The organism is Loktanella sp. IMCC34160 (genome assembly GCF_004145845.1).
GTDB lineage: Bacteria > Pseudomonadota > Alphaproteobacteria > Rhodobacterales > Rhodobacteraceae > SELP01.
The window spans coordinates 321,426-338,980 of sequence record NZ_SELP01000001.1; the positions used below are offsets into that span (position 1 = coordinate 321,426).

Genomic DNA, 17,555 nt, shown 5'->3' on the forward strand with positions numbered 1-17,555 from the left:
ACCATGAAGAAACTCATGACAACTGCCCTTCTGTCGCTGGCTGCGTCGCCGGCCTTCGCCGCCTCGGGCCCGTTCTTCTCGCTTGGCAACACGAACTTCATCGTGACGCTCGGCTTCCTCGTCTTCATCGGGGTTCTGTTCTACTTCAAGGTTCCGGGCATGATCGGGGGTCTTCTTGACCGCCGCGCCGAGACCATCAAGTCAGAGCTGGACGAAGCCAAGGCGCTGCGGGAAGAAGCCCAAAGCCTGCTGGCCTCTTACGAGCGCAAGCAGAAAGAGGTTCAGGAACAGGCCGACCGCATCGTTGCGACCGCCAAGGACGAAGCCGCCGCAGCCGCCGAGGCCGCCAAGGCCGAGATCAAGGCATCGGTTGCCCGCCGTCTGGCAGCCGCCGAGGACCAGATTGCCAGCGCCGAAACCGCCGCTGTCCGCGAAATCCGCGACCGCGCTGTTTCCGTGGCCATCGAAGTCGCCCGCGATGTGCTGGCTGGCCAGATGACCGCGACGCAGGGCAACAAGCTGATTGACGAGGCAATTGCCACGGTCGAAACCAAGCTGCACTGATCACGACGCGCAGGCGTATGAAATCAGGGGCCCGGTGCGGAAACGCGCCGGGCCTTTTCCTTTGCCACCTGCTTTGCCAGATACATGTCCCGGTCGGCCCGGTCGATGGCGGCTTCGGCGCTGTCCCCATCGCCCAGCCATACCGTGAAACCAACCGACGCGGAGAGCGGACTTCGGGCATCCTGCCCCGCCAGAACAGAGTTCAGCTCGGTGCGGAACCTCTGTGTCGCGTCAGGAGGTAGCGCGGCTGACATTCGGACCGCGAATTCGTCGCCGCCGAACCGGCCCACTCTGTCCTGCGGTCGCGCAAGGCCAAGAAGTGCAGTGGCGAGCCGCCGGATCGCCGCGTCACCGACCAGATGTCCGTCACGGTCGTTGATGCGCTTGAGGCCATCCATGTCGACCATGGCCAGGCTGAAGCCGCGGCCATTGGCGATGTCACGCTCCAGGCTTTGAACGAAGGCCTCGCGCGTGAGGACGCCGGTCATCGGGTCATGCCGAATGCGGGTCGCAAGCGTCGAATACTCTTCGGTCAGGGTCGACAGATTGCGACGCAGCTGAATGTTCTTCTGTCGGGCCTTTTCGATCCGGCTGTGGATCAGGCCGCGCAGCCGCGCTTCACCTGACAGGCGCAGTCCGATCAGCCGTTGACTGGCAAAGGCGCCCCCGATCCGCCAGCCCGTGGCCTCGACGGTCGGGCCCGGATGAAGCGCGAGGGCCAGCGCATGCGGCGCGGTGCTGGCGAAGCAGGGGGCGATCAATTGGGCGATGACGTCGGGCGCGTCGGTGAGGTCGGCCAGATTAATCCCGACGCACAGCCCGAACTCTCGGCGCGCCGCGCTGTTGGCCGCCCGCACGACAAGATCGCCGTCCAGAATGGCGCAGGCCTCTGCGCTGAAGCGGACCATCTGATCGAGCGCGCAAAGGTCCGAACCGTGCCTAGTCCGAGTAATAAGTTTGACCACCATCCTCGATTGCCTCTGCTTCAGATCCAATGTCGATGATCACTCGGCATCCGCCATGCCCCCGCGCGATTGTTTTTGCCGCCGTTACATGTGCGGACCCCATGCGGTTGGCGGCGAGATGCCCGAAGACATTCAATGTCATCATGCAAAGCGGGGTCTTTCCAACGACCATGCGGCCGAAGGGGCAGCGGTCATTGACGAGGACGATACGGGTGTCGGTGATGCTTTCGACGCTGAAATTGCCGCCAATGCGCCGTTTGAAATCGACAAGCTCTTCGGCCAATCGATGAAGATCCTGACAATTCTGCCCCGGCCCAAGGGCCGCGTCGTAGGACTGCCCCACCTTCCGCGCGATTTGGGTGCCAATGGTCCCGACAAAGCCTTCGGACAAGTCGGTTCCAATCACGTCCTGCAGGAGGTCCGTTAAATGGGCGAGAATATCACGAAAGAACCCTTCGGGATTGACCTGTAGAAAACGCTCCTCTTCCTCGGTCAGCCCCGAAAGCGGAGAAATACTATGAACAGGTTCCACCATAAGAGACTCCCTGCGCTCAGGGTGCCGGGAAAAGGTTAACAATACCTTTTCACTGCGGGTGGATGTCAGGGCCGGTCAAGCTCGTGCTGATACCGTTTCTGGGCCAGAGCCTCGTTCCGGTCGGCAGTTTTCTGGTCTGACAGGGCCTGTTCGACGAAATTCATATGCGCCTCTGCGGCGGCCCGCGCGGCCTCGGGGTCGCGCGCCTGAATGGCGATATTGATTGCCCGGTGTTGGTCCAGAAGGCTGTCGCGGGTCATCCGCTGCTTGAACATGACCTGACGGTTATAGAAGACACCTTCCCGCAACAGCTGGAACATGGACCGCATCATGTGCAGCATGATGACGTTGTGGCTGGCCTCGATGATCGCAAGGTGGAAATCTGCGTCCAGCGCGGCCTCTTCCGACGGGTTCCGTTTCTTATGGGCGGCTTCCATTTTTTGAAAGATGGTGTCGATCACCTTCAGATCGGTGTCGGACCCAAGCCGCGCGGCCCGGGCGGCGGCCATGCCCTCCAGATCGCGGCGGAACGAGATGTAATCGAACACTGCCTCGTCGTGGCTGGAGAAGAGCTTGACCAGCGCGTCCGAAAAGGCAGAGCCCAGCACATCGGCCACGAAGACCCCCGCACTGGCGCGGCTGACAAGAAGGCCGCGATCCTGGAGATCGGACAGGGCCTCGCGCAGGGAAGGGCGCGAGACGCCCATCTTGTCGGCAAGATCCCGTTCCGAGGGCAGCCGCTCGCCGGGCCGCAGGATGCCGCGAAGGATCAGCGCCTCGATCTGGCGCACCACACCTTGGGACAATTTCTCCTGTCGGATCTTTTCGAATGGCATACGGCACCTCTCTATTGGTCAAAATATATGACCAAAACGGAGTGCACTCAAGCCAAAGCAAAACCCCGGCCCAATGGGACCGGGGTTTCAGGCAAATGCAGTGGGATCAGCCGTTCGGCGTGATCACGATTTCGACCCGCCGGTTCTGCTGGCGGCCTTCCGGGGTCAGGTTGGTGGCAATCGGCTGGTCCTCGCCCCGCCCGATCGACCGGATCCGCGAGGGCGCGACGCCCGCGTTGATCAGGACCGACGACACCGCCTGCGCCCGGCGCTGGCTGAGGTTCAGGTTGTAAGAGGCATCGCCCACGTTGTCGGTGTGCCCGATCACGTTGACCGTGGTGTTCGGGTAAGAGTTGAGGCTTTGCGCCACGGTATACAGATCGTTCTGCAGGGCGCCGGTCAGGGCGGCGCTGTCGGTTGCGAACAGAATGTCCTGCGGCAGCGTCACGATAAGCTGGTCACCGGTGTTCACGATCCGGGCGTTGCCGCCCATCTGGGCGCGCAGCTCGGCCTCTTGCCGGTCCAGCTGGGCCCCGCCGACCGCACCAAGGCCGCCGCCGATGATGGCGCCCACTACCGCGCCGCGCCGACGCTCTTCTGTGTTGTCGCCCGCGGCGGCCCCGATCAGTGCGCCGATGGCGGCCCCAGCTGCCGCGCCCTGTTGGGTGTTGCGGTTGGGATTGTTCGGGTCGGTCATTTCCGTGCAGGCGGTCGCGGTCAGAAGTGCGGCACCGGCCAGGCCGAGGGAAAGCTTGGAAATCGTCATTCTATCTATCCAGTTCTGTTGTTGCCGGGACACGGGCAGGCGCGCCCCGAGCGATCAGGAACAGGATATGGCGGATCGTTTGCTGATATCCAATATCAGGCGGCGTCCTGCCCGAAATGCGCCGATTTCCGCCATTCGTTTAGGCCGCGCCGGTGCGGGCGCTTTCCCAGGCAAGGATGGCGCGCTTGACTGGCAGTCCCCAGTGATAGCCGCCCAAGGCTCCCGATTTCCGAAGGGCCCGGTGGCAGGGAATCAGGAAGCTGACCGGGTTGCGCCCCACCGCCGTGCCGACGGCCCGCACGGCCCGGGGGTTGCCGATGGCCCCCGCGATTTCGGAATAGGTGGTCACATGGCCGGTCGGCACCTGCAACAGCGCCTCCCAGACCTTCAGCTGGAACGGTGCACCAATCATATGCAGATGCGCCTCTCCCTTCTGGGCAAAGGAGGCATCGACCCAGCCTTTGATCGGGGCCGGGTCGTGGACGAACGTCGCCTCGGGCCAGCGACTGCAAAGGTCTTCCATCCCGTCGTCCAGCGTGCATTCGGACAGGAATCCCAGCCCGCACAGCCCCTTGTCGGTGCCCATGGCAAGGGCCGGGCCAAAGGGCGTGTCAAAGACTCCGTGCCGGATGGTCAACCCGCCGCCCGCCTGCGCATAGGTGCCCGGCGTCATCGCTTCCCAACGGATGAACAGGTCGTGCAACCGGCCCGATCCGGACAGGCCCACCGCATCGGCCACGTCCAGCGTGGTGAACCTGTCGCGCAGCAGCGCCTTTGCCTGCCCCAGCGCGAGGTATTGCTGATACCGCTTCGGAGAGACTCCGGCCCATTGGGAAAACAACCGCTGAAAATGTGCGGGCGACATGTTCATCTCGGCCGCAAGATCGTCGAGAGAGAGCGGCACCCCGGCATTCGCGTCGATCAGGTCGATGGCGCGGCGCATGACGCCGTAGTGATATGATTGATCCGTGTCCATGGGCGGATATTACGGTCGCAGCGCGAGCGGCGCGACCCGGATTTTGCGGTTTTGCGGGTCTATGACAGCAGGGTCAGCCGGTCGCATCCGGCCATGGCACCGACTGAAAATGAACGCGCCGGCCTGATCTCACTCAAGCCGGCGCGTCCGATGTTCTTCACGGTGTCCTGACCGGTTCGGTCTTACGCCAGCATGTTGCGGGGATCGGCGATCAGACCGCAGTAATGGGTCATGAACCGGGCCGCGTCGGCGCCGTTGATCACCCGGTGATCGTAGGACAGGTCCAGCGGCGCCATGGGAACCGGGCGCGGGGTGTCGCCGTCCCAGACGGTGATGGTCTCGGTCCGGGTGATCCCCAGAATGGCGACCTCGGGCGGGTTGACGATCGGGGTAAAGGCGGTGCCGCCGATCCCGCCAAGGTTGGTGATCGTCATTGACGCCCCGCCCATTTCATCCGGCCCGATCTTGCGGGCCTGGGCACGGGACGCGAGGTCGGCGATTTCCGCGCCGATCTGCCACAGGCCCTTCTTGTCGGCGTCCCGGATCACCGGCACCATCAGCCCGTGCGGAGTATCCACCGCGATCCCGATGTGCACGAAATCCTTCAGCACCAGGGTCTGGCCATCCGGAGTGAGCGAGGCGTTGAACCGCGGAAAGGCCCGCAGCGCGCGCGCAAGCGCCGCCACGTGGAAGGCCAGAGCGGTCAGCTTGACCCCGCGCGCCGCGGCGTCGGGCTTCCATGCCTTGCGCAGCGTTTCGATCTTCGACACGTCGGCCCGGTCGTGATGGGTCACGGCCGGGATCAGCGATTGCGCCGCCGCAAGGTTGCGGGCGGCCACCTGCGCGAAGCGGCTGAGCGGTTCTTCGGTCACCGGGCCATACTGGCTGTGGTCCACATCCCAATAGGAGGTATCCCCGGCGGGCGCGGCTGTCGCTGTCGCCGGCACGGTCCCGGAGATATCCTCGGGCCCGATGGTCGTGCGGCCCAGCTTGCGGGCCAGCGCGTCGATGTCGACGTTCTTTTCCAGCGCAAGGCGTCGGGTCGAGGGGCTGGCAATGGTTTCTGACATGGGGGCCTCCTACCAGCTGGCCGAGATGTATTGGGTTTCCATGAATTCAAGCATGCCTTCATGCCCGCCTTCACGGCCCAGACCGGATTGCTTGGTCCCGCCAAACGGGGCCGCCGGGTCGCTGACAAGGCCGCGGTTCAGGCCGACCATGCCATAGTCCAGCCGCTCGCAGACCTGCAGGGCGCGCTTGAAGTTCTCGGAAAAGACGTAAGCCACAAGACCATATTCAGTGTCGTTGGCGCGGCGGATCACGTCCTCCTGATCGGTGAAGGTCTGGATCGCGGCGACGGGGCCAAAGATCTCGTCACGGACGCATTCGGCATGTTCCGGCACGTTCGACAGAACGGTGGGCGGGTAGTAGAACCCGGTGCCGTTCGGGGTCGATCCGCCGCATTCCACCTTGGCGCCCTTGGCCACCGCATCGGCCACGAATTCGGCGACCTTGTCGCGGGTATCGGCGTTGACAAGCGGGCCGACATCGACCGAGGGGTCGATGCCGTCGCCCATTTTCAGGGCCGACATCCGCTCTGTTAGGCGGCGGGTGAATTCCTCGGCGATGTCCGCGTGCACGTAAATCCGGTTCGCGGCGGTGCAGGCCTCGCCCAGGTTGCGCATCTTGGCCAGCATGGTGCCTTCGATGGCCGTGTCCATATCGGCATCTTCGAACACCACGACGGGCGCGTTGCCGCCCAGTTCCATCGCCGGCTTCAAAACCTGATCGGCGGCACCTTTCAACAGCTTGCGGCCAACCCCGGTCGACCCGGTGAAGCTGACCACCCGCACACGCGGGTCATGCAGCATGTGATCGACCAGCGCCCCGGTGCGGCGCGAGGGCAGCACGTTGACAAGGCCAGCGGGAACGCCTGCTTCTTCCAGAAGCGGCATCAGCGCCAGCATGGTCAGCGGGGTTTCCGAGGCGGGTTTGATGATCACGCCGCAGCCTGCGGCCAGTGCGGGGGCGATCTTGCGTGTGCCCATGGCAGCCGGATAGTTCCACGGCGTCACCAGCACCGCCAGACCGGCGGGCTTATGCTGTACCACGATCCGTGCGCCACTTGCGGGGGCATGGGTGATCAGCCCGTCGGCGCGGACGGCTTCTTCAGCGAACCAGCGGAAGAATTCGGCGGCATAGGTCGCCTCGCCCATGGCGTCGGCGCTGGCCTTGCCGTTTTCAAGGGTGATCAGGCGGGCGAATTCCGGCAGGCGGGCGGTCATCAGTTCCCACGCCTTGCGCAGCACTTCGGACCGCTGGCGCGGGGTGCGCGCGGCCCAGTCGGCCATCGCCGCCGCTGCCGCGTCCAGCGCGTCATTCGCGTCGTCGATATCGGCCGAAGCGACCGAGGCAAGCACCTGTTCGGTGGCCGGGTTTATCACGTCGAACCGTTCGTCCTTGGTCCGCCATTCGCCGTTGATGTAAAGATCGGTATAGTCCATGTCGGCCTCCGATAGGGTCAAAGCAGGTGGCGAAGTGGCTGTTCCACCCGCCCTGCAAAATCAGTGAGAAGTTGAATGGCTGCCTGTGGGGACAGCGACGCGGGATCGCATTCCAGCGTGATGGTCAGCCCTGCGCCCGAATTCGTCAGGGTCAGCACAGGTTCAGGACCGGCGCCCATCTCGACGCTGCGCAGCGGGCTGCCCCGCAGGTCGCGCAGGATCAGGTCCGGGGCGTCTTCGGTTTCGGCAACCCCGGACAATGTCCGGCCTGCAGGCGTTGCAAAGCTGCGGGTCAGACCGGCGCGTTCAATGGCAACCGTGGCCCCGGCCGCCAGCGAAGCCCCCGCCAGGCCGGCAAGGATGGCATCGGCATCGTTCACGCCATGGGCCTCGGACATCCAACGTTGGAAGCCGGGCAGACCGTCCTCGGCCACTTCGGCGACCAGACGGCGCGCGCTTGCGGCTGCGGCGGCGGTCGGTGCCTCGGACGGCAGGGCGCGCAGCACCTCGATATCCTTGACGTGATAGGGCTGCGGATGACCGGCCTTGGCAAGGCGGGTCAGGTCCAGCCCTTGTTCAGCGGCCAGTCGGCGCGCCTTGGGAGAGGCCAGAATCCTGTCGGTCGATGACACTGCGACCTGCGGCTTCGGTGCCGGAGCAGGGGCCTTGGGGGCGGTCACTGTCTTGGCAGGCGCCGGTGCGGCGGCTGCCGGGGCCGGTGCGGAGGCTGCTTCTGCCACGGACCGGGCAACCGGTGCGTCGGGCTTGGCGGCCGAGATGATGGCAACCGGATCGCCGACCGGCACCTCTTCGCCGGCCTGCGCAAGTGTGGCGGCCAGGAACCCATCAAGCCCAGCGGGCACTTCCATCGTGCTCTTGTCGGTCTCGACCTCGAACAGCACATCATCGGCCGCGACCGCATCGCCCGGGGCCTTTTGCCAGCTGACCAGCAGGCCGGTGTCCTGCGCCATGCCAAGTTGCGGCATGGTCACGGTCTTGCCTTCGGGCAGATCATCGGCCGGGGCCGCTTCCGCCGTCGGGGCGGGGGCGGCAGGGGTGTCGTCGTCGGCGCTTTCGGAAATCCGGGCGATGACGGACCCCACGGGCACGTCTTCGCCTTCGCCTGCGACGACGCCCGTCAGGAAGCCATCGGCCTGCGCCTCGACCTCCATCGTGGCCTTGTCGGTTTCCACTTCGAACAGGGCGTCGCCCTTGGCGACCGGATCACCGGGCGCCTTGAGCCAGGACACGATCTTGCCCGCGTCCTGCGCCATGCCAAGCTGCGGCATTGTCACGTCATGCGGCATGGATCATCTCTCCGGCGCAAAGCTTGCGGGCGTTTTCGGCGACGCCTTCGGGGGTGGGGACGGTAATGTCTTCCAGCGCGGGGCTGAACGGCACCGGCACATCCATCGCACCCATCCGCAGAACCGGCGCGTCCAGATGATAGAAGGCCTTTTCGTTCAGGCGGCTGGCGATCTCGGCGGTGACGCCATAGCTTTGGTGGCCCTCGTCGATGACGATGGCGCGGCTGGTCTTGCGGACGCTTTTCAACAGCGCCTCTTCATCCAGCGGCACGATGGTGCGCGGGTCGATGACTTCTGCACTGATGCCCTCGGCGGCCAGCATTTCGGCGGCCTTTTCGGCGACCTGCACCATGGAAGAGGTGGCGATCAGGGTGATGTCCGAGCCTTCACGCTTCACGTTGGCGACGCCGAAGGGGATCAGGTATTCTTCTTCCGGCACGGGGGCCTTGTCCTGATACATCAGTTTGTCTTCGAAGATCACGACCGGGTTGTTGTCGCGGATTGCCGTCTTCATCAGCCCCTTGGCTTCGTAGGCCGAGGACGGCATCGCGACCTTCAGCCCCGGAATATGGGCCACCAGCGCCTGCAGCGACTGGCTGTGCTGCGCGGCGGACCGGCGGGTCGCGCCAAGGTTGGTGCGCAGCACCAGCGGCACGTTCAGCTTGCCACCGGACATGTAGTGGGTCTTGGCGGCCTGGTTGCACAGCTGGTCCATGATCAGGAAGATGAAATCGCCGAACATCAGATCGACGATGGGCCGGGCCCCGGTCATCGCAGCGCCCACGGCCATCCCCATGAAGCCGGGTTCGGCGATGGGGGTGTCGATCACGCGATCCGTGCCAAATTCCTCGACCAGACCCGACAGCACCTTGAACGGCGTGCCGGCCTCGGCCACGTCCTCGCCCATGATAAAGGTTGTCGGGTCGCGGCGCATTTCCTCGGCCAGTGCTTCGTTCACGGCCTGCGACAGGGTAATTTCTCGCATTGTCTCTCTCCTCAATCCGCGAACACGTGCATGTCGACTTCGGACACATCCGGGTATTTGGCGGCCAGCGCATATTCGACCGCGTCGGCGGCGTCCTTTTCCACTTCGGCGTTGATCGCTTCGATCTCGTCTTCCGAGGCGATGCCTTCCTGCACGAGGAAATGGCGGAACCGGGTGATCGGGTCGCGGTTTTCCTTCCAGTCCTTTTCTTCGGCCTTGGACCGGTAGTATTCGCGGTTGATGTCGCCGACGTGGTGCCCGTGATAGCGGTAGGTCATCAGTTCGATGAAGAACGGGCCTTCGCCCTTGCGGGCGCGGGCAACCAGTTTCTGGGTCAGGTCATTGACGGCCAGAACATCCTGTCCATCGACCTGATGGGCTTCGATCCCGAAGGCTTCGGCCCGGGCGGTGATCGACCCGGCGGCGATTTCCTCGGTCTTGGTGTATTCGGAATAGCCGTTGTTTTCGCAGGCGTAGATCACCGGCAGGTTCCACAGGGCGGCCATGTTCATGACCTCGTACAACAGCCCCTGCGCGGTGGCCCCGTCGCCGAAGAAACAGACAGTCACATCGTCCGACCCCTGCAGCTTGGCCCGCAGCGCGGATCCGGTGGCGATGCCCATCGACCCGCCGACGATGGCGTTGGCGCCAAGGTTGCCGTGGCTTTGATCGGCGATATGCATCGACCCGCCCTTACCGCGGCAATAGCCTTCTTCCTTGCCCAGAAGTTCGCAGAACATTTCCTTGAACTCCGCGCCCTTGGCCACGCAATGCCCGTGTCCCCGGTGGGTCGAGGTGATCCGGTCACTGTCGGTCAGCGCCTCGCAGATGCCGACGGCCACGGCTTCTTCGCCGGAATACATATGCGTCAATCCCGGCATCTTGGCCGAGAGGTAAAGCTGGTTCGCGTTGTCTTCGAAGCTGCGAATGCGGACCATTTGGCGATACATGCGCAGATAGTCCTCCGTGTTGGTCTTGGCTTTCTTGGCGGGGCTCATCGGTGGTGTCCTTGAAACAGAGGGCAGCCCGGGCGCATGTCCTGCGCCCGGTGTCAGGTGTCAGTAGCGGTTGGCAATCGGCAGTTCCTCGGCCGGGAACAGGCTGATCACTTCACAACCGGTGTCGGTCACGACGACCTCTTCCTCGATCCGGGCGGCAGAATAGCCGTCGGAGGCCGGGCAATAGGTCTCAAGTGCGAACACCATCCCGGTTTGGATCTCCATCGGGTTGTCGAGGCTGACCGCGCGGCTGATGATCGGACGCTCGTGCAGGGCAAGGCCCAGACCGTGGCCGAATTGCAGACCGAAGGCCGACAGCTCGTCCGGGAAGCCGAATTCCTCGGCCTTGGGCCAAAGCTTGGCGACCTGATCGGTGGTCACGCCCGGTTTGATCGCCTGGATCGAGGCGTCGATCCATTCACGGGCCTTAACGTAGGCGTCCACCTGGCACGGAGTCGACCGGCCGATGTTGAAGGTCCGGTAGTAGCAGGTCCGGTAGCCCTGATAGGATTGCAGGATGTCAAAGAATGCCTGATCGCCGGGGCGGAACTGACGGTCGGTGAAGTTGTGCGGATGCGGGTTGCAGCGCTCGCCCGAGATGGCGTTGATCGCCTCGACGTCGTCTGATCCCCATTCGTAGAGAAGCTTGTTCGACATGGCGACGATTTCGTTTTCGCGCACGCCGGGTTTCAGCTCTTCGTAGATCATGTGGTAGACGCCATCGACCATCGACGCGGCCTGCGTCAGAAGCTGGATTTCGTCCCAGTTCTTGATCTCGCGGGCCGACAGCATGATCTGCTGGCCGTCAACGACGTTCAGCCCGGCCTCTTTCAGGGCTTCGAACATGGCGGTTTCGGCATAGTCGACGCCGACCGGCATTCCCTTCATGCCGGCGTCTTCGATCAGCCCGGCAATTTCTTCGGCGTATTTCTTCATCAGGCCAAAGCTGGGCGGGATGGTGCCGCGCATGCCGACGACGCCCGCATGGCAATTGTCAGGCACCAGCCAGTCGGAATATTTGCGGTGGTGCACAGCGGCCGAACCGAAATCCCAGACGTGCGGCGCGTCATCGCCGGTCAGCAGGGCAAAGCGGCACATCTTGTCGCGTTCCCACTCACCGATCTTGGTGGCGGTGACGTAGCGGATGTTGTTCACATCGAACAACAGAAGCGACCCGGCGCTGCTTTTTTTCAGGGCTTCGCGGGTCCGGCTCAGCCGGTAGCGGCGCAGGCGGTCATGGTCGATCCGGCGTTCGAAATCGACAGAGCTGTGGCCCCAGGCCGGAATCCGGCCTTCCCATTGCCAGTTCGGTTCCAGATCCTGCGGTGTCAGGACGTTCGGTGTCAGTGCGCGAGACATGAGGTTCTCCTTTGGGCACGTCTGTCGCGCCCATTTGCGTGAAAAATCAAAAGCTTCGTTCGTTACTTGGTGACCCAGCCACCATCGATGGAGATCATCTGACCGGTCATGTAGTCGCTGTCGTCAGAGGCGAGGAACGAAGCCGTGCCGATGATATCCTTGGGGTAGGACACCCGCTTGATCACCAGGTTGTTCTCGACGATGTCGTCATAGGCCTGGCCAGCGCGTTCCTTGAACCCGATCTCGATCAGGTCCTTGTCCAGCTGTTCCCAAAGCGGGGTGATCACCACGCCGGGCGCGTAGCCGTTGACGGTGATGTTGTGTTCGGCCAGACCCAGCGCGCCGCATTCGGTCAGCGCCAGACAGCCGTATTTCGAGGTGCAGTAGACGGTCACATCCACCAGCGGCTTGCGCGAGGCGATGGAGCCCACGTTGATCAGCTTGTAGGGGTGATCTTCCATCGGACCCTGGGCGATCATCTGGCGGGCCACTTCCTGCATCCCCAGCCACATCGCCTTGGTGTTGACGTTCATGATCATGTCCCAGTTGTCTTCATCGATATCCATGAAGAACCGGGGCTTGTTCAGGCCGGCGTTGAACAGGCCGACGTTGATCGACCCGAAAGCCTCGACCGTCGCGGCCACCGCGGCGGCGTTGTCTTCGCGCTTGGTCACGTCCATCTTGACCGCGATCGCCTTGCCATTGCCTGCGGCGTTGATGCCGTCGGCAACTTTCTGGGCTTCATCCAGATCAAGATCGCCGATGCAGACATTCGCGCCCTGCGCCGCGAAGGCTTCGGCATTGGCCGCGCCCATGCCGCGGGCGGCGCCGGTGATCAGGATGTTCTTACCTTTGAGGCGATTGGGGTCCATGGTTTCCTCCCTAAGTGACCGATTGTCGCAAGACGGCTTCGGCGCGTTCTTGCGCCCGTGCCAGTGCATCCGCCGGGCGGGTAATCCCGCGCAGCATGTCGTGAAGTTCCGTGCCGCAGATCGAAATGATGTCCGAGATTTGCGGGATCGGTGGCCGTGGCCAGAATTGCAGCTCATCCCGCCAGGACATCTGGTCGACCAGTTCAAAGATCGGGGACAGGCGCCGGACCTCTGGGTCGGCACCGACCGAATAGCGCGGCGCTGTGCGGCTGCCGTTCTGGGCATAAAGCTTCTGCGCGGCGGGCGAGGTAAAGGCGATCAGCCCCTCGACGGCGTCGCTGAGCCGTTCCTCGGCCAGATTGGTCGGGATGCACAGAACATAGCCGCCCACCGGCGCGATCGGCACGCCCGACGGCCCATGCGGGTGCGGCAGGTAGCCGGTATTGCCATGCGCCGAACAGGTCTGGTCCAGCTCGAAATAGGGGGCCAGCAGGGTATAGCCATAGGCCATCGCCACGCTGCCGTTGGCATAGGGGCGGACACGTTCGTACCACGACATCGACAGGATGTCGGGCGGCGAATATTCCATCAGTTCGACCAGATACTCCGCCGCCGCCAGCGCATTGGCGCTGTCCAGCATCGGCCGGAACCCGCCGCGATCAAGATGGTCGGCATCGAACCCGCCCGCAATCTCGGGCAGGTCGACGATGGGCTGGCCAAAGTCAGCACAGGTCATGATGAAGGTGTGGCCAAGCGCGGTCCCCCGCGCCGCGTTCCATGCCACGCCGTATCGGCCATGACGCGGATCGTGGAAGTGCTTGGCGGCTGCGATCACGTCGTCTGTCGTGGCGGGCGGCTGCAGCCCGGCTTCGGCGAACCAGTCCTTGCGATAGAACATCATCTCGGGCGTTGTCTGGCTCGGCACACCGTAGGGCACCCCGTTCCAATGTGCGGCGCGCCAGCCTGCGGTGTGGAAATCGCTTGGGTCCAGCCGGTCGACGTTCATTACCTCGGCCAGCGGCCGGACAACGCCCTTGGCGACGAATTCGCCCAGCCACGGCAGATCGACGGCGATCAGGTCATAGCGGCTTTTGGCCCGGGTGGCGTTGCGCAGGGCCTCTTCCCGCAGCCGGTCGATGGAAAAGGCGCGTTGGCTGATATCGTTTCCGATGATCTGTTCGAACTGCCGCTTTAGGTTCTCCATGACCATGAAGGTCGGGTCACCATGGACAAGAATCCGCAACCCGCCCGACAGCTTGAGCGAGCTGGGCAGGGCGCTTGGCGGCGGGATCAGAGCCTGGCCGGGCTGATAGGACCCGCCGAAATAGTAATCCTTGGCCTCGGTCGACTGTTCGACATTGCCATAGGTCGCCCGCGCGATCCGGTCGATCCGGTCGGCAAACTGGTTGAAGCTTTGCAGAAGCGTCGGGCTGGGATGCAGGGAAAAGCTGCGCCCCGATTTGGTCCGATGCCGCTGTTCGATCAGCCCGGTCTCCATGATCTCGGCCAGTTTGCGGGTTCCGGTCGCATAGGGCACACCCGAGGCGGCCACCATCGACGACGGGGAAACGATCCGGCCCTCTGCATGGCTGTTCAGCAGATGCAGGATCATGTTGAGATGTGGATTGGGCGTCGTCGGCTCGACCGAATTGTCAATCTCCAGTAAGATATCCTGAAGAAACGTCACAACCCGCGACAATTCCGGTGTCGCCGCCATCATGGAAACAGCATCGGCCCCTGACGGGGCGCGACGTCCAGATTGGATATTTTTGGCGACCTGATGTTTCACGGACTTTGACAGTTTTGGATTGCGGGGGCGATGACGCGAGTCGGCCATTGCGGCTCCTCCTAGAATGTTCAGATTGATATCCGACCAGTATGGCGATTAGGTCCAATTTGGATATCAAAATTATCAAAATGGATAAATTGTGCAGATCGAACGGGACGAGAATCGCGCTGTATGAGGGCCAGATTGCTCCGGGGCGCTGTGCACCGGGCTGAGAGGACAGCTGCAATCGTCATTCAGATGAATTGGGAGGACCCAAATGAAACTTTCGACCAAACTCGCCCTAGCCTGCACCACCGCCATGATCGGTGGCGCCGCTGCGGCCGAAACCATGACCATCGGCATCACCCAGAACAACGTGGGTGTGGACAGCTACCAGACCACCTACGAGCAGGCGTTTATCGCTGCTGCCGAAGCCAACCCGGACGTCGAAGTTGTCGTTCTGGACGCGGGCGGCGACGTGGCCCGCCAGATCGCCCAGATGGAAGACCTGATCCAGCAGGAAGTCGATGCGATCATCATCTGGCCGACCAACGGCGAAGCCGTGATCCCCGCCGTGCGTAAGGCCCATCAGGCCGACATCCCGGTCATCGTGACCAACTCGAACATCGCCGAAGCCGGGTTCGACTTCGTGGCCTCCTTCTCGGGCCCGGACAACATCACCCAGGGTGCGCGTTCTGCCGAAATCATGTGTGACCGCTTCAAGGCGCTTGGCATCGAGAACGAAGCCAAGGTCGTGCACATCACCGGCCAGCCGGGCTACACCACTGCCATCGAACGCGCCCAGGGCTTCAACGATCGTCTGCCGGAAGTCTGCCCGAACGTGGTGCAGATCGACCAGCAGCCGGGCGACTGGAACCGTGAAAAGTCGCAGCAGGTCATGGAAGCCTTCCTTGTCCAGTATGACGACATCGACGGTGTCTACTCGGGCGATGACAACATGGGCGTTGGCGCCATGAACGCTGCGATCGCCGCAGGCCGTGTCGACGGCATCACCTTTGTCGGCGCCACCAACTTTGCCGTGGGCTATGAAGCCATGGCCGCTGGCACCTACTGGGGCTCGATCTACCAGTCGCCGGTTGATGACGCCGAAGCCGCGCTTCAGACCGCCATCGACGTGCTGAACGGTGAAGAGGTTCCGTTCCTGAACTACTTCGACACGCCGAAGATCACGCAGGACAACATGGGCGAATTCACGAAGCCCGTCTTCTGATCTCCTCCCGAGTGTGGGGCGGACAGCCTGTCCGCCCCACATTCGACACACTTCAATTTCAAGAACTTACCAAGGGGGCAGCACCATGCGTGTGGCTGGACGTTCCTGCATTGTAACCGGGGCTGCGCAGGGTATTGGCCGCGCCATCGGCGAGGCGCTGCTGGATGAGGGGGCGAACGTCCTCTTTGCGGATATCAACGCCGCGAAAGTCGCCGAAGTCGCCGAGGCGAATGCCGAACGCGCCGCGACGAATGGTGCGAAGGTCACCCATGCGGCGGTGGATGTCACCAACCGCGAAACTGTCCGGGCCATGATCGCCCATGCCGTTGAAACCTTCGGGCGGCTGGATGTGAAATTCAACAATGCCGGCGTCAACAAGCCCCTGAATTTCCTTGATGTGACCGAGGACAACTGGAATTTCATCATGGGCGTCAACGGGCTTGGCTGCATGATCGGAATGCAGGAAGCGGCCCGCCAGATGATCGCCCAGGGAACCGGCGGCAAGATCATCAACACGGCCAGCATCGCCAGCCGACAGGGCTTTGACAACGTGGCACCCTATTGTGCCAGCAAGTGGGCCGTTGTGTCGCTCACGCAGTCGGGCGCGCGCGATCTGGCAAAACATGATATTACCGTGACGGGCTTTGCCCCGGGCGTCGTTGCCACCGAGATGTGGGAACAGGTCGACAAGGACCTGATGGAGATCGGGGCCGCCGAGCGCCCCGGGCAGGCGATGGAGGAGTTTTCGTCCGAAATCCTGAAAGGGCGTGTTGCGACCCCGCGGGACATCACCGGTACGACAACGTTCCTTGCGTCGAGAGACAGCGACTACATGACCGGCCAGATCGTGATGATCGATGGCGGAATGACGCTGGTATAGCCGCAGATCGCGGCATGCCAGAAGGGGAGGAAAGATGGCAGAGCTGACAAAAAAGGGCATCGGCGGATTTATCGCCCGGCACGGGATTCTCGTCGCCTTCGTCCTGTTCATGGTGGGCTTCGCACTGGCGAACCCGCGATTCATAGCGATCGAAAATATTTCCGGCGTGATCCGGTCTTCGGCGATCATCGGGGTCATGGCACTGGGGGTCACCTTTGTGGTCATCGGTGGCAACCTCGATCTCAGCGTCGGGTCGATGATGTCGTTCTCGACCATCGTGGTGCTGGATCTGCACGACAAGCTAGGGCCGACGCTGGCCATCCCCGCCATGTTCGCCATGACCCTCGCCTTGGGGGCGTTCATCGGGTTCCTTGTGGGTTATCTGAAACTGAATTCCCTGATCGTGACCTTGGGAATGCTATCGGCCATTCACGGTCTGACGCTGACATATTCCGGCGGCAAGAACATGGATATCGACGACAAACAGGGCACCTGGTTCAGCATCTTCGGGCAGGGCAACGTGGCCGGTATCCCGGTGCCGATCCTGATGTTTGCACTGCTGGCCGTAGTCCTGACACTCCTGCTGTCCAAGACGCCCTTTGGGCGCAAGGTTTATGCGGTCGGGGGCAATGGCACCGCCGCGACCTTCTCGGGCATTCCGCGGGCGCGGGTCGTGTTCATGACCTACATGATCTCGGCCTTCTGCGTGGCCACCGCCGGTCTGATCCAGGCAAGCCGCTCTCTTGGCAGTCAGAATACCGTGGGGCAGGGGCTGGAGCTTGAGGTGCTGGCCGCGGTTATCCTTGGGGGTGCCTCGCTTCTTGGCGGGTCCGGCACCGTGTTCAAGACGGTGATCGGCGTGCTGATCCTTGGCTTCATCCAGAACGGTCTGCTCCTGATGGGGCTCGCCTTCTACGCCCAATATGTCGTGACATGGGTGATCATCATTCTCGCGGTCTGGCTCGACATCGCCGCCAAGCGTGGCCGTCTCTGGTCGCCGATTGCCTGA

17 protein-coding genes are annotated in these 17,555 nt (G+C 63.1%); 4 read left to right on the plus strand and 13 right to left on the minus strand.

Annotated features, from left to right (window positions below; genetic code table 11):
- Positions 1–3 precede the first annotated feature (3 nt).
- Positions 4–564, plus strand: a complete 561-nt coding sequence (locus EU803_RS01575; protein WP_129679097.1) for a F0F1 ATP synthase subunit B — start codon at positions 4–6, stop codon at positions 562–564.
- A gap of 23 nt (positions 565–587) precedes the next feature.
- On the opposite strand, the gene EU803_RS01580 is transcribed toward EU803_RS01575, so the two are convergent.
- From EU803_RS01580 to EU803_RS01640, 13 genes are all read right to left on the minus strand, one after another.
- Positions 588–1,472, minus strand: a complete 885-nt coding sequence (locus EU803_RS01580) for a GGDEF domain-containing protein (RefSeq protein ID WP_165352747.1) — start codon at positions 1,470–1,472, stop codon at positions 588–590.
- 31 nt (positions 1,473–1,503) lie between these two features.
- Entirely contained in the window at positions 1,504–2,106 is a 603-nt protein-coding gene (locus EU803_RS01585; RefSeq protein WP_129679099.1) for a methanogen output domain 1-containing protein, read from the minus strand.
- Between the two features lie 23 nt (positions 2,107–2,129).
- Positions 2,130–2,900 carry an FCD domain-containing protein gene (locus tag EU803_RS01590; RefSeq protein WP_129679100.1) on the minus strand — a complete coding sequence of 257 codons (771 nt, stop codon included), beginning with the start codon at positions 2,898–2,900 and terminating at the stop codon, positions 2,130–2,132.
- Between the two features lie 106 nt (positions 2,901–3,006).
- Positions 3,007–3,666, minus strand: a complete 660-nt coding sequence (locus EU803_RS01595; protein ID WP_129679101.1) for an OmpA family protein — start codon at positions 3,664–3,666, stop codon at positions 3,007–3,009.
- 139 nt (positions 3,667–3,805) lie between these two features.
- Positions 3,806–4,642, minus strand: coding sequence for a bifunctional helix-turn-helix domain-containing protein/methylated-DNA--[protein]-cysteine S-methyltransferase (locus EU803_RS01600; RefSeq protein WP_129679102.1), 837 nt, complete (start codon positions 4,640–4,642; stop codon positions 3,806–3,808).
- 182 nt (positions 4,643–4,824) lie between these two features.
- On the minus strand, positions 4,825–5,712 hold the full coding sequence (locus EU803_RS01605) for a 2-oxo acid dehydrogenase subunit E2 (RefSeq protein WP_129679103.1): 888 nt from the start codon (positions 5,710–5,712) through the stop codon (positions 4,825–4,827).
- Positions 5,713–5,721: 9 nt separating this feature from the next.
- Positions 5,722–7,146 carry an NAD-dependent succinate-semialdehyde dehydrogenase gene (locus tag EU803_RS01610; protein ID WP_129679104.1) on the minus strand — a complete coding sequence of 475 codons (1,425 nt, stop codon included), beginning with the start codon at positions 7,144–7,146 and terminating at the stop codon, positions 5,722–5,724.
- 17 nt (positions 7,147–7,163) lie between these two features.
- The gene (locus EU803_RS01615) at positions 7,164–8,453 is read right to left on the minus strand and encodes a biotin/lipoyl-containing protein (RefSeq protein WP_129679105.1); all 1,290 of its coding nucleotides are present in this window, start codon (positions 8,451–8,453) and stop codon (positions 7,164–7,166) included.
- On the minus strand, positions 8,443–9,438 hold the full coding sequence (locus tag EU803_RS01620; protein ID WP_129679106.1) for an alpha-ketoacid dehydrogenase subunit beta: 996 nt from the start codon (positions 9,436–9,438) through the stop codon (positions 8,443–8,445). Before EU803_RS01620 ends, EU803_RS01615 begins: the two co-directional genes overlap by 11 nt.
- Positions 9,439–9,449: 11 nt before the next feature.
- The gene (locus tag EU803_RS01625) at positions 9,450–10,436 is read right to left on the minus strand and encodes a thiamine pyrophosphate-dependent dehydrogenase E1 component subunit alpha (protein WP_129679107.1); all 987 of its coding nucleotides are present in this window, start codon (positions 10,434–10,436) and stop codon (positions 9,450–9,452) included.
- Between the two features lie 60 nt (positions 10,437–10,496).
- The gene (locus EU803_RS01630; RefSeq protein ID WP_129679108.1) at positions 10,497–11,795 is read right to left on the minus strand and encodes a Xaa-Pro peptidase family protein; all 1,299 of its coding nucleotides are present in this window, start codon (positions 11,793–11,795) and stop codon (positions 10,497–10,499) included.
- Positions 11,796–11,857: 62 nt separating this feature from the next.
- Positions 11,858–12,667: an SDR family NAD(P)-dependent oxidoreductase gene (locus EU803_RS01635; RefSeq protein WP_129679109.1), complete on the minus strand. Its 810-nt coding sequence runs from the start codon at positions 12,665–12,667 to the stop codon at positions 11,858–11,860.
- Positions 12,668–12,677: 10 nt separating this feature from the next.
- On the minus strand, positions 12,678–14,387 hold the full coding sequence (locus EU803_RS01640; RefSeq protein WP_242494253.1) for an extracellular solute-binding protein: 1,710 nt from the start codon (positions 14,385–14,387) through the stop codon (positions 12,678–12,680).
- A gap of 325 nt (positions 14,388–14,712) precedes the next feature.
- Between EU803_RS01640 and EU803_RS01645 the strand changes: the two genes are divergently transcribed.
- The 3 genes from EU803_RS01645 to EU803_RS01655 all read left to right on the plus strand — a co-directional run bounded on the left by EU803_RS01645 (position 14,713) and on the right by EU803_RS01655 (position 17,555).
- Entirely contained in the window at positions 14,713–15,666 is a 954-nt protein-coding gene (locus tag EU803_RS01645; protein ID WP_129679111.1) for a sugar ABC transporter substrate-binding protein, read from the plus strand.
- 85 nt (positions 15,667–15,751) lie between these two features.
- The gene (locus EU803_RS01650; protein WP_129679112.1) at positions 15,752–16,546 is read left to right on the plus strand and encodes an SDR family oxidoreductase; all 795 of its coding nucleotides are present in this window, start codon (positions 15,752–15,754) and stop codon (positions 16,544–16,546) included.
- A gap of 34 nt (positions 16,547–16,580) precedes the next feature.
- Complete coding sequence (locus EU803_RS01655) at positions 16,581–17,555, plus strand: ABC transporter permease (RefSeq protein ID WP_129679113.1); 975 nt, start codon at positions 16,581–16,583, stop codon at positions 17,553–17,555.